A 20,105-nucleotide genomic window follows, 5' to 3' on the forward strand; every position below is an offset into this window, starting at 1 on the left:
ATGAAAGGTCCGTCGATCCGTACGCGGGAGTCGGGCAAGCCAGGAGGGAGTAAGAGGCGGGGCGCCGCCGGCAGGCCGTTCCATCGCACATCCGACGGAACAGCATGCTCCGGTCAGATGAGCGGCTGTTTTTTGGCTTTGGCTTTCACGCCTGCGCACGAGGCCTGCGCGCACGTCGACATCGCGCGCGAAGCGGCGACGGCGAATGGCGTGGCGAAGGGACTCGGCTGACGTGACATGCCGTGCAGTGTAACGGAAAACCCGGGAAAACGCGGGAAAACTCAGGAAAGCACGCGCGAAAACGGCGAGCCTGCGCGCGCAGCGTCGAGAATCAGCTGCGCACCTCGACGTCCACGACGGACGTATCGAGCAGCAGGTTCGGCGCTTCGCCGGGATCGCGTTTCGTGAGCTTGCCGTCCACGCTCGCGCCGCAATCCATCTGCAATTGCTGGTAGTAGATGTTGCCGACCACGTGCGCGTTGGCCTGCAGCTCGACGAAATGATCGGCGATCACGTCGCCGACGATGCGCCCGTTGACCACGATGTCGTAGCCGTGCACGTTGCCCTGCACGGCGCTGCGATCGCTGAGCACGAGCAGCGTCTGCGCGCCGGCCTTGCTGCTGACGTTGCCGTTGACCTGGCCGTCGAGCCGCAGTCCGTCGGCGAATTCGAGGTTGCCCGTGATGTGGACGTCCTCGGCGATCAAGGTCGCGAGCTTGGTCTGGGCGATGCCCGGCTGGGGTTTCTTCCTTTTGAACATGGGTGCCACCGTTGTGCGTTGGGTCTGGGGTTGTCTTGCCGATGTCGGATCGAAGCACGCGCGCGGCTCAACGCGCGCTCGAGCGCGCGCCGTGGCCGCGCAGGAACAGCAGCTCGGCCTGCAGCTTCGCGGTCTCGGCCTGCGCCGCTTCCGCCGCCTTCTGCACAGCCGAGCGCGCCGCGCGCTCCTGCTCCAGCGCGAGCTCGGTGTTGGAGAGCCGCGTTTGCAGCAAGTCGGGTGCGACGACCGGGCAGCGTCCGGCGTCGCCGGCATGCAGCACCCACGCGGCGAGCCCCGCGCCGGCCGCGGATGCCGCCGCGGTCCATGCGAGCGCCACACCCCAGCGCCACGCGCGCGAGCGCACCGGCTTCAGCTCGAACGCGCGCTGAGCGTCGCTGCGCATGCGCGCGGAACGCCGCGCGTCAGCCATGGCGGCCTCCGGCGCCGTTGCCGCTTCCAGGCGCGCTTCCCGCTCCGTTTCCAGCCTCGGTTTCGGCACCGCCTGCGCCGCGATACGCGCTGAACAGCTCGAGATAATCCTCGGGATTGACCTGCACGCCTTGCACGATCACCTCGAAGTGCAGATGCGGGCCGGTCGAGCGCCCGGTCGAGCCGACTTCGGCGACAGGCTCACGCGGCAGCACGATCTGCCCGACCTGCACGTCGATCTTCGAAGCGTGTCCGTAACGCGTCACGAAGCCGTTGCCGTGATCGATTTCCACCGCGTTGCCATAGCCCGCCTTCTGCCCCGCGAAGATGACGCGGCCGCCCGCGGCGGCGAGAATCGGCGTGCCCGTGGACGCGACGATATCGAGCCCCGGATGAAAGCTCAGGCGCCTCGTGAACGGATCGACGCGGTTGCCGAACGGCGAGCCGGGCCGGCCCGCCACGGTGGGCCTGCGGCCCGGAAACGCATCCCACGCCGCCTCGTGCTGCGCCACGGCCTGCTCGAGCGCGGTGAGCGTGGCGGCCATGCAGTCGACTTCGCCGCTGATGGCGTGCGCGTTCGCGTGCGCGGCTGACGCCTCGACACAGTGCCGCGGCGCGAGGGCGGGACCGCCCTCGCCGCCATCATCGTCACCATCGCCGGAGCGCGTGGCGGGCGTAGCCGGAGCCGCTGCCGCTGCCCGCGGAGGTTGCGCGCGCAAGCGCTGATCGAACTGGCGCAGCTCGGCAAGCTGCGCGGCCAGACGCTCGATGCGCGGGTCGAGCAGCGCAAGCGAGGCATTCATGCGGCCGATCTCGCCCACCACATAGTGGTGCGTCTGCGCGCCGTCCTGGCCGGCTCCCGAGGGCGCCAGCGCGATGCCGCTATAGCGGCCGATGACGATGCCGCCCGCGAACGCGAGCGCCGCCGCCAGGCACGCGGCCGCCATCGCCGTGCGGCGCGCGGCGCGGTGCGTGACAAAGCGGGTCTCGCCGCTCGATAGCTCGTCGACCGAGCTCGACCACGGCATCTTCATGGCCGGCTCCGGCGGCGCCGTTTCGCGCGCATGCGCGAAGCGCACGACACCAGGGTGCAAAGCAATGCGTACATCTCGGGCTGCCGCGGCCGGCGCGCGCCGGTCCGTCCAGAATCAAAACCGCGATTATCCCGGCGCCTCAAAAATGCCCATCCCGATAAAAAGGGGCTCGCCAAGGCGGCCCGGCGCGCGCGTCGCGGGCGGCGGGAGGTGCGGGCGATGCAAAAGCCCTTGACTTCTCGCGCCGCCGCACTAATATACGCACCGCGTACATCAACCAGCCATCACAGGTGCCCAGCATGAGCGTTCCGCAACAAGCCTTCCTTCGCGACGCCATGCGGCGTCTGAACATGACCCGCGACGCCTTCGCGAGCCGCATCGGCGTGTCGCGCCGGGCGCTCGACACCTGGCTGCTGCCCGAGGAGTCGCAGGAATCGCGCGCCATGCCCGAGATCGTCGAGCGCTTCGTCTCGGAGATCGTGGGCGGCGGCGAGCCGCGCGAAAGCTATACGCAAAGCGTAGATCCGCGCTCGCTGGCCAGTCAGATGCAATTCGAAGGCAAGCCGCAACTGCTTTCGGTCGAGCAGTTCTCGCGCGACGCTGTGGAAGCCCTGTTCCGCGTGGCCGACATCATGCAGCCCATCGCGCGCCGCCGGAAAATCTCGCGCGTGCTCGAAGGCGCGGTGCTCGGCAATCTGTTCTTCGAGGCCAGCACGCGCACGCGCGTGAGCTTCGGCGCCGCGTTCTGCCGCCTCGGCGGATCGGTGTGCGACACCACAGGCTTCACGTTCTCGTCGATGGCCAAGGGCGAATCGATCTACGACACGAGCCGCGTGATGGCCGGCTATGTCGATGCGATGGTGATTCGGCATCCTGAACAAGGCTCGGTGGCAGAATTCGCGCGCGCCGTGAACATCCCCGTGATCAACGGCGGCGACGGCCCCGGCGAGCACCCGAGCCAGGCGCTGCTCGACCTCTACACGATCCAGCGCGAGTTCTCGCGCCTCGGCAAGATCGTCGACGGCGCGCACATCGCGCTCGTGGGCGACCTCAAGTACGGCCGCACGGTGCACTCGCTCGTGAAGCTGCTCGCGCTCTATCGCGGCATCAAGTTCACGCTGATCTCGCCGCCGCAGCTAGAAATGCCGGCCTACATCGTCGACAAGATCTCGACCAACGGCCACGTGGTCGAGCAGACGCACGACCTGCGCGAAGGCCTGCTCGGCGCGGACGTGGTGTACGCCACGCGCATCCAGAAAGAGCGCTTCGCCGACGAGTCGTTCGAGGGCTACACGCCCGAGTTCCAGATCAATCAGGCGCTGATGGACGAATGCTGCAGCCCCGAGACGCTCGTGATGCACCCGCTGCCGCGCGACAGCCGCCCGGGCGCGAACGATCTCTCGACCGACCTGAACCACGATCCGCGCCTCGCGATCTTCCGCCAGACCGACAACGGCATTCCGGTGCGCATGGCGATCTTCGCGGTGCTGCTCGGCGTGGAAAATCTCGTGCAGCATTCGATGCGCGATGCCGTGTGGCGTCCGCCTGCTTACCTCGGCCCGGATGACGCCGTGTTCCACGGCATCGACTAAAGTCCGCGAGCGGCGCGCAGCTCAAATGTGCAAGTGTGCGCGCGCCGCTGTGCTCATCGCCTGAACGGCCCGCAAGCTTCATCGTGCTTGCGGGCCAATTCGTTTTTCAGCGGTTTTGCGCACCTCAGTTCACGCAGCCCCCAAGCAAACCGTCACGCACGAGAGCCCCTGCGCCCGCTCGGCCGCGTCGATCGCCGCCTCCAACGCAACGAACGGATAGCGCTCGGTTTTTATCGCATCGAGCGACAACTGTCCCGCGCGCACGAGCGCGATCAGCGCCCGATAGTCTGCGCCGCTGTACATGAAGTGGCCCATCAGCTCCCAGTTGTTGATCAGCATCTCCCGATAGGCAATGGGCAGGTCCACCTCCATGCTGCCCATCAGCACCATGCGGCCGTTGCGGCGCAGGCTGCGCAGCGCGGCGAGCGTCGCGTTCGGATCGGTCGCATGGCCGACCATGTCGAAGGCGAGATCGGCGCCCCCTCCCGCAGCGGCCCGGATCGCCTCGCTGTCGCGCGCGCTGTCGCCGCTGAGCGTCACGGTCGCAACGCGTCCGCCGCCCAGTTCCGCGAGCGGCGCCAGCGCCGCGGCGCGCCGCCCGACTGCCACCACGCGGCTCGCCCCGAGCGCCAGCGCATCGAGCACCGCGGCCGAGCCGAACGCGCCGGCCGCGCCGTTCACCACCACGGTCTCGCCCGCCGCAAGCCGGCCGCGCCGCAGGCCGCCGAACGGCACCACGAGCTTGCCGAGCGCGGCGAGCTGCGCGGACGGCGCGTCGTCGAGACCGTCGAGCGGGAACACCGTCGAGGCCGGCAGCTCGACCGCCTCGCGCAGGGTGCCGTGCGGGAAGTCGGCGAGCATCGGCGCGCTGTCGGGGCTGATCGCGGTGAGCCCGAGCAGCGCCTGCGCGGGCTCGCGCAATGCCTCGTCGGCGACCCAGTAGGGACTCAGCGCGACGCGCTGTCCCGCGCGGTAGCCGTAGACGCCCTCGCCGATCGCGAGCACGCGGCCAATGCCGTTGGTGCCCGGCGAGAACGGTCCGGGCGGGTAGCCGTAGGGCAGCTTGCCCTCGACGTACTGGCGCGTGTAGCTCAGCAGCGGCACGGCCTCCACGCCGACCAGCAGCGCGCCGCGGCGCGGCTCGGGTTGCGGCACCTCGCGTAGCGCGAGCGGCTGGCCGGGGCGATCGAGCATCCAGGCTTTCATGGCTTCCTTCCTTGATCCGTTGGCTTGTTTCGTTCGTCTGACGGATTGAACTGTAGGCGAAGGCGACGTATTCTTGAAATCGATCCCCTGCATGGCACCCATCACCGTGATCGATCTCTCCGGCATCGACCTGAACTTGCTCGTCTCGCTCGACGCCCTGCTCGCGGAATCGAACGTGACGCGCGCCGCCGCGCGCCTGAATCTCACGCAATCCGCCGTTTCGTCCCAGCTCGCGCGGCTGCGCCAGTTGTTCGGCGACCCGCTGCTGATTCCCGCCGCCAATGGCCGCGGCATGACGCGCACGATGCGGGCGCTCGAACTGATGGAGCCACTGCACGCGGCGCTGCAAACGCTCGAAACGGTCGTGCGCCGCCAGCCGGCGTTCGATCCGCTCACCGGCACGCGGCGCTTCGTCGTCGCCGCGAGCGATCAGTGCGTGGCCGTGCTCGGCCTGCCGCTGATGATCGATTGGGCGCGCCTCGCCGGGCCCGGCGTGCAGCTCGCGTTCGTCGCCATCGAATCGGGCTCGCTCGCGCAACGCTTCGAGCGCGGCGAGATCGACCTGCTGCTCGGCTCCGCGCAGCAAGTGCCGCCGACGTTGAAAGCGAGAAAGCTCTACGACGAACGCTTCGTCGTGGCACAGCGCAAAGGACACCCTCGCGGCACCGCCGCCTTCGACCTCGACAGTTACTGCGCGCTCGAGCACGTGCTGGTCTCCACCAGCGGCGGCAGCTTCTTCGGCTTCATGGACGAACATCTGGAAGCGCTCGGGCGGCGCCGGCGCGTGGCGCTTTCGGTGCAGCACTTCACGCTCGTGCCCGCTGTGCTCGCGCATACCGACTACGTGGCGACGCTGCCTTACCGGCTCATCGCGCGCGCTCTGGCGCACGTGGACCTGTTCGAGTTGCCGTTCGAGGCGCGCGGCTTCTCGATGCATGCGGCCTGGCATCCGCGCAGCCACGCGGACCCGGCGCTCACGTGGCTGCGCGATACAGTGACCGCGCTCGCGTCGGGCGACGAAGTGGAGCGTAACGTCATCGATTAGCGGTCCTGTTTATCTTCGTCGCCAGCGTATCGGCAAATGCGTGACGGGCCTCGGTCCCGCTCATGCTGTCCGTGATGCCAGCTTCGCGACGGCCTCATGCCAGCCGCGCGACAGCGTTGCGCCAGCAAGCAATTCGCGCCGTAAAACCCGCGCGCAGGCGCTTTACTTTCGCGTTCGACAAGCGCAACGTGCAGTTCTGATCGCGGCGGCCGGGGCCCGCCGGGGCCACATGCCCGACCGGGTTCGCGGCATCGGATTTGCTGCATCCATACAGCCGCGCCACGCAATCGTGCGCGTCCCCGCGCCTTGCGTTTCTGCTTCGTTCCGCACCTTACGTTCCGCGCCTTTCGTCTTGCCTTCGTCCTGGAGTCTGTCGAACGCCATGTCCAACGAACGTCCCCTTGATGCGTCGCGCGAATGCGACGACGCGCCCCCCGCGCCCGCCGACCTCACGCGCCGCCGCTTCCTGCAATCGGCCGCCGCCGCTGCCGCGTTGGGCACCGTGCCGCATCTGCATGCGCAGAACGCGCCTCCCTCCACCGAGACCGCCGCGCCACCGCCCGCGCCGGCGCCCGCGCAGCCGGTCAAGCTCGATATCAACGGACGCGAATACGTGCTCCATATCGAGCCGCGCGTGACGCTGCTCGACGCGCTGCGCGATTACGCCGGCCTCACCGGCACGAAGAAAGGCTGCGACCGCGGCCAGTGCGGCGCCTGCACGGTGCTCGTGGAAGGCCGGCGCATCAATAGCTGCCTCACGCTCGCCGTAATGCACGAAGGCCAGCGCATCACCACGGTCGAAGGCCTCGCGAGCGCGGGCGCACCGAGCGCCGTGCAGCGCGCCTTCGTCGAACGCGACGCGCTGCAGTGCGGCTACTGCACACCGGGCCAGGTCTGCTCAGCGACCGCGTGCCTCACGGAATTCGCCGCCGGTGCGGCCAGCGCCGTCACCGCCGACGTGCGCACGCGGCCCATGCAACTGAGCGACGCCGAGATTCGCGAGCGCATGAGCGGCAACATCTGCCGCTGCGGCGCCTATGCCAACATCGTGGCCGCGGTGCGCGACGCGCACGCGGCCAGCGCCTGAGAGCAGGAGCCCTGTCATGGATGCTCTCTCCTACCAGCGCGCCGCCGACGTCGATGCCGCCGTTGCCGCCGCCCAGCAACCGGGCGCGGCCTTCATCGGCGGCGGCACCAATCTGCTCGATCTCATGAAAGGCGGCATCGCGCATCCGGTTGCGCTCATCGACATCACGCGCATTGCCGCGCTCGATAGCATCGATACGCTGCCCGATGGCGGCCTGCGCATCGGCGCGCTCGTGCGCAACAGCGACGCGGCCAATCATGCGCTCGTGCGCACGCACTATCCGCTGCTCACGCAGGCGCTGCTCGCGGGCGCGTCGCCGCAATTGCGCAATATGGCCACCGTGGGCGGCAATCTCATGCAGCGCACGCGTTGCGCCTACTTCTACGACACCGCGTTCGCCCAATGCAACAAGCGTGCCCCCGGCAGCGGCTGCGCCGCGCGCGAAGGCTTCAACCGCATGCACGCGATTCTCGGCGCGAGCGCGCAATGCGTGGCCGTGAATCCGTCCGATATGAACGTCGCGCTCGCGGCGCTCGACGCCACCGTGCAGGTGCGCGGCCCGCGCGGCGCACGCGCGATTCCAATCGCGCAGTTTCACCGGCTGCCCGGCGAGCGCCCCGATCTGGACACCACGCTCGCACCCGGCGAGCTGATCACGTCGGTGGACTTGCCGCCGCCCGCGTTCAGCGATCACACGCATTACCTGAAGCTGCGCGACCGCGCGAGCTACGCGTTCGCGCTCGTCTCCGTGGCCGTGGCGCTGCAGCTCGACGGCCAGCGCGTGCGTGCCGCGCGCATCGCGCTCGGCGGCGTCGCGCACAAGCCCTGGCGCGCGAGCCGTGCCGAACAGCATCTCACCGGGCGCATGCTCGACGCGGCCACGCTGCGTACCGCGGCCGCCGCCGAACTCGCGCAAGCGCACGCGCTCTCCGGCAACGCGTTCAAGGTCGAGCTCGCGCAGCGCGCGATCGTGCGCACGGCGCTGCTGGCCGCGGGCAGCGCGGCAACCGGCACGGGAGAACTCGCATGAATACGCTGATTGGACAGCCGCTCGACCGCATCGACGGTATGCTCAAGGTCACGGGCAGCGCGAACTATGCTGCGGATTTCCCCGAGGCGCGGCTCGCGCATGCCGTGCTGGTGACGAGCACCGTGGCGAGCGGCACGATCGCGTCGATCGATACGAGCCGCGCGCAGGCCATGCCGGGCGTGCTGCTCGTGATGACCTGGCAGAACGCCATGCGCCTGCCGAACGCGGGGCGCCCGCCGATCTCGCCGCCCGCGGTGCGGCGCCTCACGCTCTTGCAGGACAACGTCGTGCGCTATAGCAACGAGCCCGTCGCGGTCGTGGTGGCGGACACGCTCGAGCATGCGACCGACGCCGCGCAGCACGTGAGCGTGACCTATGCCGCCGCGCCGGCGACGCTCGACTTCGCGCGCGCGAAAACGCAGACGCACACGCCGCCCGGCATGCCCGGACGCCCGGTCGATTCGCAGCGCGGCAACGTGGAAGCGGGCCTGCACGAGGGCGCGGTGCGCATCGACGCGGTCTACACCACGCCCACGCAGTTCCACAACCCAATGGAGCCGCACGCGACGATGGCGCGCTGGGACGGCCCCGAACTCACGCTCTACGACGCGACCCAGGGCGTAACGAACGATCGCACCGCCGTGGCCGCCATGTTCGGCATACCGGCGGACAACATCCGCGTGATCTCGCCGTTCATCGGCGGAGGCTTCGGTTGTAAGGGCTCCTCATGGTCTCACGTGAGCCTGTGCGCGATGGCCGCGAAGCAGACGGGCCGCCCCGTGCGCCTCGCGCTCGCGCGGCCGCAGATGTTCGGGCCGGTGGGCTCGCGGCCGCACACGGAGCAGCATCTCTCGATTGCCGCGCGCGAGGACGGCACGCTCACGAGCGTGCGCCACGACACGCTCTCGCAGACCTCGACGTTCGAGGACTGGAGCGAAATGTCAGGACTCCTGACGCGCATGATGTACGCGAGCCCGAACCTGAGCACGAGCCATCGCGTCGTGCCGCTGAACGTCGGCACGCCCACTTTCATGCGCGCGCCCGGCGAGACGACGGGCTCGTTCGCGCTCGAATCGGCGATGGACGAGCTCGCGTGGCGCCTGAAAATGGACCCCGTCGCGCTGCGCCTGAAGAACTACGCCGAAGTGGAGCCGCAAGACGGCAAGCCGTGGTCGTCGAAGGCGTTGCGCGAGTGCTATACCGCGGGCGCGGAGCGCTTCGGCTGGACGCGCCGCGTGAACGCGCCGCGCGCGATGCGCGAGGGCAACACGCTGATCGGCCTCGGCATGGCGGGCGCGACCTATCCCGCGAACCGCAGCGAAGCGGCGGCCGTGGCGCGCATCCTGCCCGACGGCACCGCGATGGTGGCCTCGGGCACGCAGGACATCGGCACCGGCACCTATACCGTGATGACCCAGGTGGCCGCCGACGCGCTCGGCTTTCCGCCCGAGCGCATTCACTTCGCGCTCGGCGATTCGACGCTGCCGCACGCGCCGGTCTCGGGCGGCTCGCAATCGGCGGCGAGCGTCTCGCCTGCCGTGCAGGCGGCGGCGCGCGCCGCGCGCGACAAGCTGATCGCGCTTGCCATCGCCGACCCCGCGTCGCCCGTCCACGGCGCCGCGAGCAACGAGGTCACGGTCGCCGACGGCTGGGTCGTCTCGATGCGCGACACCTCGCGCCGCGACCCCGCCGCCGCCATCATCGCGCGCGCCGGAGGCAAGCCGATCGAGGCGCAGGCCTCGGAGAAGCCGGGCCAGGAGCGCCAGCAGTATGCGTTCCATTCGTTCGGCGCGGTGTTCGCCGAGGTGCACGTGGACGCCGAGCTCGGCACGCTGCGCGTGGCGCGCATCGTCGGCGCTTACGACGTGGGGCAGGTGCTCAACGAAAAGACGGCGCGCAGCCAGCTGATGGGCGGGATGGTGTGGGGCGTGGGCACGGCGCTGCACGAAAACGGCCTGCTCGACACGCGCATGGGCCGCTTCGCGAACGGCAATCTCGCCGATTACCACGTGCCCGTGAACGCCGATATCGGCGATCTCGACGTGCTGTTCGTGGGGCCGCCCGACTTGCATTTCAATCCGCTCGGCGTGCGCGGCATCGGCGAGATCGGCATCACGGGCGTGCCCGCGGCCATCGCCAATGCCGTCTATCACGCGACGGGCGTGCGCGTGCGTGACCTGCCGATCACGCTCGACAAGGTGATGCTGCCGCGCCACGCGCTGGCGTGACAGTTGCGTGACGACCTTCCGGCGCCGCGCGTCTTCCCGAGCTTGCCTCGCGCGCGGCTGCACCGCACAATCAACGCGTTCCCTTCTCGCGCGGCACCCTCCAATGGCCTATGCATCGCTCGCCACCGGCGTCCTGCTCGCCGCCGGCACAGGATCGCGCTTCGATCCCGACGGTTTGCGCAACAAACTCCTCGCGCCGCTGCCAAACGGCGTCAGCGTCGCCCATGAGGCCGCGCACAGGCTCTTGATGGTCACGCCGAAGGTGATCGCCGTCGTGCGCCCCGGCGCCGAAGCGCTCGCCCACGTCCTGAACGACGCGGGCTGCGATGTGGTGTTCGCCGCCGCCGCCGTGAGAGGCATGGGCGCGAGTCTCGCCGCCGCGATCGAGGCGGATACGGAAGGAGAAAGCTGGATCGTGGCGCTCGCGGACATGCCGCGCATCGCGAGCGCGACCATCGAGGCCGTCGCGCGCGAGCTCGATGCAGGCCAGCCGCTCGTCGCGCCGTTCTATCGCGAGCAACGCGGCCATCCGGTCGGTTTCGGCCTCATGCACCGCGCGGCGCTGCTCGCGCTCGACGGCGACACGGGCGCCCGCGCGCTGCTCAATTCACCGTCGCTCGCCCGCATCGACGTGGACGACCCCGGCATCCTGCGCGACGTCGATACGCCCGCCGATCTGAACGGGCTCTAACATCTTCGGTTCGAGTCTTTGGCGCGCCGGAAGGCGTGTAGCGCTCAGGGACGGTTCGCGTCGGCATCCGTCTCTACGGTGGCCGTATCCCCGGCGGCCGTATCGACATTTGCGCGCGCGGCGGTGTCGCCGGCCTGAGGCGTCGTCTGCGCCGAAGCCACCTGCTGTGTGCTGGCCGGTGGCTGCGCGTGGGACGCTCCGTGTCCGAACAGCGTGGGCACGCCGATCAAACCCGCAATGAACACCACCGCAATAACCGCCGCACCCATGACTACGTCCTCTACCGATATGCCGGGACGCCCTGGCGGCGTCCCAATTTTGAGAAAGACTGAAGTTTAAGCGCGCGCATACCGTCATGAAACGCCATTGAAAGACAAACTGCGTTTACGCTCGCGCAACAATGGCGCGGTGAAGCCGCAATAAATCAGCCAAATGATGACGGCCGGCGAAGAATCCACGAACCACCGACGCACCACCGACGCACCATCGGCGAGCGTGCCGTTCGCGGCCTCGCGCATGCGAAATTCCGCACGAGCAGCGACGATCGCCTACGCTATAAGGACGATCCACACGTCGTGCCCGATTGGCCACGCCTGCGCACGAGGTACTCGCGATGATCTGCTCGCACACCAACCCGCTGCCCGATCCGCTCGCCGATCCGACGCGCGATCCCGAGCGCGATCCGCTCACCCCTCCGCCGCCAGGACACCACGGCGAGGAGCCGCAACGCCCGGACGGTCCGCCGAACAAGGACCCGGTGTAGCGAGCCGCCGCGGCTCGCCGGCCGCCCTTCCCGCACACCGCCAGTCACCCTGCTTTCGTGAAGCTTGCATCTACGCTCGCGCGTCCGTAGAATGCAAACGATTCGCATTTGCAATCAAGCAATTGCGAGCCATTCATATTCAACCCGAACCCGATCCGACGCCGCCATCGTGACCGCCTTCCAGACCGCGCCCGTCCGCGCCGAGCGCCGCGCCCGCCCCAGCTCCGGCGGCGCCGCATGAGACCCCTGCTGGTCCGCCTGCACCGCTGGCTCGGCCTCGGGACGGCGGCGTTCCTGTTTCTCGCCGGTCTCACGGGCGCCGTGATCGCGTGGGACCACGAGCTCGACGCGGCGCTGAACCCCTCGTTCTACCGCGCCGCCACGGCGGGCGCGCCGCTGCCCGCGCTCACGCTCGCCGAGCGCCTCGAAGCCGCCGATCCGCGCGCGCAGGTCAGCTACATGCCGCTCTCGGTCGAGCCCGGCCACACCTTCGTCGTGCGCGTGGAGCCGCGCCTCGACCCGCGCACCGGCGAGCCGTTCCCGCTCGCCTACAACCAGGTCGCGCTGGACCCGGCCACGGGCGCCGTGCAGGGCCGCCGCATGTGGGGCGCGCCCTCGCTTGCGCGCCTGAACCTGATCCCGTTCCTCTACCAGCTCCACTACACGCTGTTCCTGCCGACGAAGATGGGCATCGACTTCAGCGTCTGGACGATGGGCGTCGTGGGCATGATCTGGCTGCTGGACGGCTTTATCGCCATCGTGCTCGCCTTTCCGAACCTCAAGAGCTGGCGCAAGTCGCTCGCCTTCCGCGTGAAGCGCGGCGGCTATGCGCTGACCTTCGACCTGCACCGTTCGGGCGGCGTCTGGCTCTGGGGGCTGCTGCTGATGGTCGCGCTCACGTCGATCTCGATGAATCTCGGCACCCAAGTCGTGCGCCCCCTGGTGTCGCTGTTCTCGACGCTCGCGCCGGACCCGTTCCGCACCGCCGCGCCCGGCCCCGCCCTCACGCCCGCCGAAACCGCGGCGGCGCGTGCGCGCGTCGTGGCCGAGGCGTCCGCGCTGGGTCGCCGCGAAGGCATCGCCGCGCCGCCGGGCGGCCTGTTCGCAATGCCCGCGCTGAGCGCGTATGGCGTGGGCTACTACGCGGCGGGCAACGATCACGGCGACGCCGGTCTCGGCAATCCCTGGCTCGTCGTGAGTGCGCGTACCGGCGAGATCGTCGGCAAACAGATTCCCGGACGCGGCAGCGCCGGCGACATCTTCATCCAGGCGCAGTTTCCGCTGCATTCGGGGCGTATCGCCGGATTGCCGGGACGCATCGCGGTCAGCTTCACGGGCGTGATGGTCGCGATGCTCAGCGTGACGGGCGTGCTGATCTGGCTGAAGAAGGCGCGGGCGCGCCGCAAGAGCGCATCGAAGCCCGCGAGAGACAACGCAGCGGTGCGCGCGCGAGAGCGCGCGGCGGGGTAAGCGAGCTCCGCACTCTTTAGGCGTGGGGTTCGGTTGGCTTCGTGCACATCCAAATATTGCGTTAGATGTGCACTGATGCGAACTAATGCATAGTGACGAGTAGGGGCGGTCGCGGGTTACGGGGGCATTGCTCAACTAAAGCCGCTTCGGCCGCTGTCGCGCCAGGCTGGGCCGCTTCATAGTCAGCTGGACGTTGTTTGGCGGGTAACATCGCTGCCCCAACCGCCTCATATGGTCTCAGGCGAAGCTTACCGACATTTTTACGTACTGCATCGACATGCTCATCCGGAACCCCATCTTTTTTTAGGGCATTACACACCGCTTCACCCCACGCCACATTTTCGGGATTATCTTTCCACGTTTCGTATTTCACCAATGGGATTCCCGCGTTCCGTAGTATCTCAACTACGAATGTGGCACAGGTGAGTCCGTCGCTACCCTTCGGCGCACGGTATACGCCGTTTCCCGTAAAAGATCCTTTTGCCGCAACCGCACCGATACCATAATTAATGAGCGGCTTCTTTTTAGATACAGAGCGCATTACCGCAACTGCCGCTTTTGATGCCAATGGCGGCAGTTCGACCGTTGTGCAGATCCAGCACTGCGTTATTTCGCTCGGAACGTTGTCAACCTTGAGCTGTTGATGCCAGGCAAGGTGTGTAAGTTGTACGCCATCCTTTGCAGAGTGGAACGCAACGCCAAGGTGTCCACCGCCCAGTGAGCTATGGGTAAGAGCGACTGCGATCTGGTCTCGTGTAAAGGAGGCATTCTGTAAGCGATCGAATGCCATTCGTCTAATTGTCAACTAGGCCATACAACGCGTCGTCGGGGTCGGCGCCAGCATAACCGAGCGCTTCGCGTGCGACTTCAAGTGCTTCGTCCCATCCGGTGACTTCGTGCCGCCATGGAAAGGTTGCGCGAAGAGTCGCCGCAAGGTGCTCGCCCTGAACGGAACGGGGGTCCAGATGAGCAAGCGAAATGAAGCTTGGACCGAAAATGTCGATTCCCTCATATACGGCATCGACCGTTTCTGAGAGATCATCCACATCCGCCGAGGCTTCAGGATTTAGCACGTTGTGCTGCCACTTCTCAGTAATTGAAAGCCGAGCAGGTACAGCCATCACCTCTTCGTAGGCGTAGGCGAACTCAAACGAATCTGTTGTGCCGCCTTCGTATATGACCAACCAATCTGCTTTGGCATTGGTGATCGGGGCAGTCACGAACTGATTCACTGCAAGGCATCCCGCATAGAGCCGATCGCTTTGCCTAGCCCGAACTGGCTGCAGCGGCTCATAGTCATGTAGATTCAGGGCTGAGAGCATTGTGTAGCTTCCCTGTAATGCACCGCTGAAATAAAGCGCCAGCGTTATTGTGCAGTTTATCCAATGCGCCCCGAAAAACGGTTGCATCGCGCAACATTTCTAGGCAGGTAGCGTCTTCTGTGAAGAAGTCACCGTCAATCAGAAAGGCTTGGCGACCGCCGTCAATGGACCGGAGGAGAGTGCTTTGCAGCAAAAGCATGCAATCTTCGAGCTTCAGTCGAGACTGGAGAAGAAGATTCCCGATTTCGCCCTCGTCGGGGGGCGAATCGTCTGACAGCGCACCCGGCGCAAGCGGTCCCAGCAAGAACGGCTTTACCAATTCATGCCAAGGGGTATCGGCGAGGCCCAAGCTCTCCCTTTCGATAACATCCTTATACCTCAGGCCGAGCCGTTTTGGCACGGCACCGGAGTAGCATTTCGCGAAGATTTCCACGAGTTCAAGCATGCGCGGTTGGAAATCGTCCCAGCTCTCGTAACGGTTGGTACTCAGTGCGACAAAATCAGAGCAAAGTGAAACTCGCCACGATGAGTCGGCAGCAGCGAACTGAAATACTCTAGCTGGCGGTGCCGGTAACTGAGGCACACTCACAGGACCGTTGGTCGCGACATGTAAGGAGATGCCAACTGGCTGTTCAACCGTGCGATTTGGATAGGTAGAGTTCGACAGCGCAGCTTGAAACTCGGCGGGCTCGCTAGAGTCTAGTTCGACCAGTCGGTCGAACCTCAACTGACATACAACCTCAGCAAGAGGGTTGTGCGCGTACTTGACCCTATTGGACGGAGCAATTTTCATTCTTGGGCGTACGAAAGCAGGAGGGACGCGACAGCCGCGCATTCACACCGCAGTCAACTTTGCGGAAAATGTAGCACATGTTTGCGGAAAATTTGGCTTATTTGCGCATGTTTACGGCCGTTCTTTGCTTGGACTACAGTAAATTTGCGTTCTTTGAGTCTGTCCTAGGTCCAAAGTTGGACTTTTCATGGACAAAGTGCATGTGTCCTTCTGTGCATTGACGTTCGCTGACATGCGGTAGCTTGAGTGCAGCTAAATTGCAGCTTGGCTGTTCCAGACTGCTCGCTTGACCTTGTATAGCCTTGGTTTTGGAGTTTGAGAATTGCGTAAGGCTTTGATTTATAAAAATATGCTGCGCGTCGACAAAGCTCAAGAAACAAGGGCCTCGCGGCGAGTAATCGCCGCGAGGCCCTTGTTTTACAGGCTCAACGCGAATCGCTGCGCGCTACTTCGCGACCTCGTCGAACGCCGCGAGCAAGCGCTCGACGTCGGCGGCGTGAATGTCGCCCATCGTCGAGATGCGGAACAGCTCCTTCGACAAGCCGCCCTGCCCCGCGTAGATCACGAAGCCGTGCGCCTTGAGCGCGTCGTGCAGCTTCGGATAATCGACGCCCGCGGGCAGGCAGAACGCGCGCAGCACCACCGACGATTCATCCTTCGGCAGCACGCTGTCCATCCCGCGCGCGGCGAGCCCCGCACGCACCTGCTCCGAGAGCGCCGCATAGTGCGCATGACGTGCCTGCCAGCCGCCTGCGTCGGCGAGCTCGCGCAGCGCTTCGACGAGCGCGTAGTACGCGTGCACCGAAGGCGTGAACGGCGTATTGCGCTGATCCTGGAGCGCGGCGAGGCGCTTGAGGTCGAGGTAGTAGGTGCGGCTCGACGCGTTCGCGAGCGCCGCGCGGCGCACCACGACGAAGGCCGCGCCCGGCACGCCGTGCAGGCACTTGTTCGCGGTCGCGGCCACGGCGGCAATGCTCGTGTCGGCGAAATCGATGGCTTCGGAGCCGAAGCTGCTCACGCCATCGACGAGCATCTGCACGCCGCGCGCGCGGCACGCCTCGCCCAGCGCGCGCAGATCGTTGAGGCGCCCCGTGGTGGTTTCGTGATGGATGATCGCGACGTGCGTGATCGATTTATCGGCGTCGAGCGCGGCGCAGATGCGCGCGAGATCGGGCGCCTGCATCCACTCGTGCTTCACCACTTCGTGCGCGATGTTGTATTGCACGGCGATCTGCGTGATGCGCTCGCCATAGACGCCGTTCTCGACGATCAGCAGCTTGCCGTTGGCGGGCACGAGCGAGGCGATCATGCTCTCGACCGCGGCCGTGCCCGAGCCGGTCATGAGCACGGCTTGCCATTGCGCGGGGTCGAGATCGTAGACACCCACGAGGCGCGTGCGCGCCTCTTCCTGCACGTCGAAGAATTCGCTTTCGCGATGGCACAGGTCCTCTTGCAACAGGCTGCGGCGCACGCGCTCGGTGAGCGTGACGGGGCCGGGATTGAGCAGCAGCATCGGCGATTCCTTATTGATCAACGGTATGAGCGGGCGCGCCGATGTGGCGCATGAGACGCGTCTTCACTTCGGGCGGCGTGATGGTCGGGCGCGGCAATCCGTCGGGCGTACCGCGGCGAATCGTCAGGCGTACGAAGCGTGTGCCTGCCACACCCGAAGCGCCCGTCTTTCCCTTCGCACCTTCCCGCGCGGCGGCGAGCACGGCGTCGAGCGCCGCGAGGTCGTCGCTTTCGACCGCATCCGCGTAACCGCAGGCGGCGGCCACGTTCGCAAACGACACCTGCGCCGAAACGGTCGCCTGGCCGCCCGTGGAATCGTGCGCGCCATTGTCGAGCAGCACGTGCGTGAGGTTCGGCGGGCCGTAGGCGCCGAGCGTCGCGAAGGCACCCATGCGCATGAGCGCCGCGCCGTCGCCGTCGAGCGCCACCACGTTCAGATCGGGGCGCGCGAGCGCGAGGCCGAGCGCGAACGGCGTGACGCAGCCCATCGAGCCCACCATGTAGAGCTGGTTCGCGCGGTCGTCAAGCGCGTAGAGCTCGCGGCCGCAAAAGCCGGTCGAGGCCAGCACGACCGTGGAGTCAACCGGCGTGGCCGCGATCACGCGTTCGAGCGCCTGCTGGCGCGTCGGCAATTGATCAGGAGTCCGTCCCGTCCGGTTCGTCTGGGCGATGGGCAGCGCGTGCTTCTGGGGCATCGCGCCGCTGCCCTTCAGCTCGTATGGCGCCACGCTGCCCTTTTGCATCACGAGCGCATAGGGGCGGCCCGTTTCGTCCATGTGCCTGATCGCGCGTTCGAGCGCCGGACCGATGGCGTCCGCTTCGGTGGGGAACAGCTCCCACGGAATCTCCATCGTGTCGAGCATCTGCGGCGTGATGGGGCCCATCAGCGCATGCTGCGGCTCGTCGGAGACGCCGGGCTGGCCGCGCCACGTCACGATCAAAAGCTGCGGCAGGCGGAAGGTCCACGTGAGCGAAGTGAGCGGGCTCACGGCGTTGCCGAGCCCGGAGTTCTGCATCATCGCAATGCCGCGCTTGCCCGCGAGCGCCGCGCCCGCGATCAGCGCGACGGCATCGCCCTCGTTCGCCGCTGACACGTAATGCAGCGATTCGTCCTGCAGCACGTAATTGATGAACGGCGTGAGAAACGAGCACGGCACGCCCGCATACCATTCGAAGCCGCGCGCACGCGCCGCCTCGACGAACTGTGCGGCTTCGATCATGCCTTGCCCTCCGCGGCCTTCACCTGGGCAGCGGAAGCCGGGTCGGCGCCGAGCGGCGTTTGCGCGTGCGCGAAATCGCCCGCGCGGCGGAAGTCTTCGAGATCGTTCACGCCGCGCCAGTGGCCATGCACGTATTGCACCTCGACCTTCTCGCCGTCGGCGATCAGCGCATTGAGGAGCGCGGGCATGTCGAGCGTGTCGAAGTCGGCGCGCGTCTGCAGTTGCGCGAGCTTGTTCGCGAGCTTCTCGCGGCCCGCGCCGCGCACGTTCATGAGGCCGATCCAGCGGCCGTGCGGCGCCGTGCCCGTCGCGCCCGTCGTGCTGCTTTCGGCCGGCTCGCTCGCGATGCGCTCGAGCACCACCTTGTTGCCGAACAGGCCGCGATCGTCGCCCGCCGAGCACCACGCGAAGTCGCGCGTGCTGCTGTTCTCCGTCTCCGGCGACGAATCGATCACCACGCTGAACTCCGCTTCGCTTTCCACCAGATCGCGCAGGATGTAGCTGCGGAACAGCAGGTCGCCGTACGAAATCACGGTGTCGTTCTTGAGCGTGTCGATGGCGCACGCGAGCGAGGCGAGCTCGTTGGTTTCGCCGTAGCGCTCGTTGCGCACGAGCTTGACGCCCGCGGTGTCGATGGCGTCGGCGCGATAGCCGCCCACCACCGTGATGTCGTTGACCGACTGCTTCTTGAACGCGTCGACGAGCCAGCGCAGCAGCGGCTTGCCCGCCACGGGCAGCATGACCTTGGGCTTGTCTTCGGTGAACGCATCGAGGCCCGAGCCGCGGCTCGCCGCGAGCACGATTGCCGAGCCCGCCGTGCGCGACGCGGACAGGTAGCGGTTTTCCGCTTCCGAATATTCATCGGCGTCCTGAAGACGGAAGATCTCGTTGACGGGCGCGATGCGGTCTTCCACGTCGACGAGCGTCTGCGTCTCGTGGATCGTCTTCGCCACGGCCTGCATGGCCGAAGCGGAAGCGCGCACGAGATGGTTCGCCCAGATCACGACGCTGATGCCGGCCTTGCGGAACACGTCGGTGGGCGTGCTGTAGTACTTGGTGGGCACGATCACTAGCGGGCCGCGGCCCGCCCACTCGCGCGCGAACGTGAGGATCTCATCGGGCTTCGAGAGCTTGCTGTGGATGAGGATCGCATCGGCGCCCGCGAGACGGTAGGCTTCGGCGCGTTTGAGCGCCTCGTCCATGCCCCAGCCCGCGATCAGCGCCTCGACGCGCGCGACGATCGAGAAATGCTCGTCGGTCTGCGAATCTTTACCGGCCTTGATCTTGCCGCAGAATTCGTCGATGTCGGCGAGCGGCTGCGCTTCGCCGCCGATGAAGCTATTGGTCTTCGGGAACTGCTTGTCTTCGATGCAGACGCCCGCGATGCCGCGCTGTTCGAGCTTCTTCACGAGACGGCGCACGTTGTTGAAGTTGCCGTAGCCGGTGTCGCCGTCGAGCAGGATGGGCAGGTCGCTCGCATCGGCCATGAATTCGAGGTTGTCGACCACCTGGGTCCAGCTCGCCTCGTTGTTGTCGCGCACGCCGAACTGCGCGGAGATCGAGAGGCCCGAGCCCCAGATCGCCTTGAAGCCCGCCTCGCGCGCGATACGCGCGGAGAGGCCGTTATGCGCCTCCATCAGGAATTCGAGTTCGTTGCTCACCAGCATCTGGCGCAGCCGTGCGCTGCGCGATGTGGAGACAGTGGCAGGAACCAGGGCGGATTCGCGTGCGTTCATCTTGTTGCTCCATTGGACACGGTCGCGTCTTCAGCCGGGGCTGCGCCGCGCGCGTCGCTTCGTTGGGAAAATCGGTTTCTGGCCCGCGAGCGGCAGAGATGCGCGCAGCAATGCGTCATGCCGCCAATGGCCTGTCGCGGCGGCATGGAGCCAAAGCCGGGACTATATCGGAAATGATTCGTATCCG

The 20,105-nt window shown here is 66.9% G+C and carries 20 protein-coding genes; 8 read left to right on the top strand and 12 right to left on the bottom strand.

Annotated elements, in window-relative coordinates; translation table 11 throughout:
• Positions 1–331: 331 nt before the first annotated feature.
• From U5775_RS31160 to U5775_RS31170, 3 genes are all read right to left on the bottom strand, one after another.
• Positions 332–760: a polymer-forming cytoskeletal protein gene (locus U5775_RS31160; protein WP_322061972.1), complete on the bottom strand. Its 429-nt coding sequence runs from the start codon at positions 758–760 to the stop codon at positions 332–334.
• Between the two features lie 67 nt (positions 761–827).
• Complete coding sequence (locus U5775_RS31165; RefSeq protein ID WP_322061973.1) at positions 828–1,190, bottom strand: hypothetical protein; 363 nt, start codon at positions 1,188–1,190, stop codon at positions 828–830.
• Positions 1,183–2,223, bottom strand: coding sequence for a M23 family metallopeptidase (locus U5775_RS31170; protein WP_322061974.1), 1,041 nt, complete (start codon positions 2,221–2,223; stop codon positions 1,183–1,185). The genes U5775_RS31165 and U5775_RS31170 overlap by 8 nt, the downstream gene beginning before the upstream one ends.
• Before the next feature lie 299 nt (positions 2,224–2,522).
• Here U5775_RS31170 and U5775_RS31175 point away from each other — a divergent pair, with 299 nt between their 5' ends.
• Positions 2,523–3,815 carry an aspartate carbamoyltransferase gene (locus U5775_RS31175; protein WP_322061975.1) on the top strand — a complete coding sequence of 431 codons (1,293 nt, stop codon included), beginning with the start codon at positions 2,523–2,525 and terminating at the stop codon, positions 3,813–3,815.
• A gap of 129 nt (positions 3,816–3,944) precedes the next feature.
• Here U5775_RS31175 and U5775_RS31180 read toward each other — a convergent pair whose 3' ends face one another.
• Entirely contained in the window at positions 3,945–5,021 is a 1,077-nt protein-coding gene (locus tag U5775_RS31180) for a zinc-binding dehydrogenase (protein WP_322061976.1), read from the bottom strand.
• A gap of 91 nt (positions 5,022–5,112) precedes the next feature.
• On the opposite strand from U5775_RS31180, the gene U5775_RS31185 reads away from it, so the two are divergent.
• The 5 genes from U5775_RS31185 (at position 5,113) to U5775_RS31205 (ending at position 11,102) form a co-directional block, all read left to right on the top strand.
• On the top strand, positions 5,113–6,066 hold the full coding sequence (locus U5775_RS31185; protein ID WP_322061977.1) for a LysR family transcriptional regulator: 954 nt from the start codon (positions 5,113–5,115) through the stop codon (positions 6,064–6,066).
• A 382-nt stretch (positions 6,067–6,448) separates the two neighbouring features.
• The gene (locus U5775_RS31190) at positions 6,449–7,153 is read left to right on the top strand and encodes a (2Fe-2S)-binding protein (RefSeq protein ID WP_322061978.1); all 705 of its coding nucleotides are present in this window, start codon (positions 6,449–6,451) and stop codon (positions 7,151–7,153) included.
• A 16-nt stretch (positions 7,154–7,169) separates the two neighbouring features.
• Positions 7,170–8,183, top strand: a complete 1,014-nt coding sequence (locus U5775_RS31195) for a xanthine dehydrogenase family protein subunit M (protein ID WP_322061979.1) — start codon at positions 7,170–7,172, stop codon at positions 8,181–8,183.
• Entirely contained in the window at positions 8,180–10,411 is a 2,232-nt protein-coding gene (locus U5775_RS31200) for a xanthine dehydrogenase family protein molybdopterin-binding subunit (RefSeq protein WP_322061980.1), read from the top strand. Before U5775_RS31195 ends, U5775_RS31200 begins: the two co-directional genes overlap by 4 nt.
• A 103-nt stretch (positions 10,412–10,514) precedes the next feature.
• Positions 10,515–11,102, top strand: coding sequence for a nucleotidyltransferase family protein (locus U5775_RS31205; protein WP_322061981.1), 588 nt, complete (start codon positions 10,515–10,517; stop codon positions 11,100–11,102).
• A gap of 44 nt (positions 11,103–11,146) precedes the next feature.
• Here the strand turns inward: U5775_RS31205 and U5775_RS31210 are convergent, their stop codons facing one another.
• Together U5775_RS31210 and U5775_RS31215 are read right to left on the bottom strand one after the other, a co-directional pair.
• Entirely contained in the window at positions 11,147–11,371 is a 225-nt protein-coding gene (locus U5775_RS31210; protein WP_322061982.1) for a hypothetical protein, read from the bottom strand.
• 84 nt (positions 11,372–11,455) lie between these two features.
• Positions 11,456–11,620: a hypothetical protein gene (locus U5775_RS31215; RefSeq protein ID WP_322061983.1), complete on the bottom strand. Its 165-nt coding sequence runs from the start codon at positions 11,618–11,620 to the stop codon at positions 11,456–11,458.
• Between the two features lie 95 nt (positions 11,621–11,715).
• Here U5775_RS31215 and U5775_RS31220 point away from each other — a divergent pair, with 95 nt between their 5' ends.
• Positions 11,716–11,865, top strand: coding sequence for a hypothetical protein (locus U5775_RS31220; RefSeq protein WP_165976784.1), 150 nt, complete (start codon positions 11,716–11,718; stop codon positions 11,863–11,865).
• Positions 11,866–12,102: 237 nt separating this feature from the next.
• On the top strand, positions 12,103–13,335 hold the full coding sequence (locus U5775_RS31225) for a PepSY-associated TM helix domain-containing protein (RefSeq protein WP_322061984.1): 1,233 nt from the start codon (positions 12,103–12,105) through the stop codon (positions 13,333–13,335).
• Positions 13,336–13,417: 82 nt separating this feature from the next.
• Here U5775_RS31225 and U5775_RS31230 read toward each other — a convergent pair whose 3' ends face one another.
• The 6 genes from U5775_RS31230 to aepX form a co-directional block, all read right to left on the bottom strand.
• A complete protein-coding gene (locus tag U5775_RS31230) occupies positions 13,418–14,125 on the bottom strand; it encodes a hypothetical protein (protein WP_322061985.1) in 708 nt (235 codons plus the stop codon).
• Between the two features lie 4 nt (positions 14,126–14,129).
• Positions 14,130–14,567, bottom strand: coding sequence for a hypothetical protein (locus tag U5775_RS31235; protein ID WP_322061986.1), 438 nt, complete (start codon positions 14,565–14,567; stop codon positions 14,130–14,132).
• A gap of 64 nt (positions 14,568–14,631) precedes the next feature.
• On the bottom strand, positions 14,632–15,450 hold the full coding sequence (locus U5775_RS31240; protein ID WP_322061987.1) for a TIGR04255 family protein: 819 nt from the start codon (positions 15,448–15,450) through the stop codon (positions 14,632–14,634).
• A gap of 445 nt (positions 15,451–15,895) precedes the next feature.
• Positions 15,896–16,963, bottom strand: a complete 1,068-nt coding sequence (locus U5775_RS31245; RefSeq protein WP_322061988.1) for a 2-aminoethylphosphonate aminotransferase — start codon at positions 16,961–16,963, stop codon at positions 15,896–15,898.
• Between the two features lie 10 nt (positions 16,964–16,973).
• The gene (gene aepY, locus U5775_RS31250; protein WP_322061989.1) at positions 16,974–18,182 is read right to left on the bottom strand and encodes a phosphonopyruvate decarboxylase; all 1,209 of its coding nucleotides are present in this window, start codon (positions 18,180–18,182) and stop codon (positions 16,974–16,976) included.
• Positions 18,179–19,918 (bottom strand): phosphoenolpyruvate mutase, encoded by a 1,740-nt coding sequence (aepX, locus tag U5775_RS31255; protein WP_322061990.1) that lies wholly within the window; start codon positions 19,916–19,918, stop codon positions 18,179–18,181. Before aepX ends, aepY begins: the two co-directional genes overlap by 4 nt.
• Positions 19,919–20,105: the final 187 nt, after the last annotated feature.

The sequence above is a fragment of the Paraburkholderia sp. J63 genome, from assembly GCF_905220245.1.
In the GTDB taxonomy this organism is placed as follows: Bacteria; Pseudomonadota; Gammaproteobacteria; order Burkholderiales; family Burkholderiaceae; genus Paraburkholderia.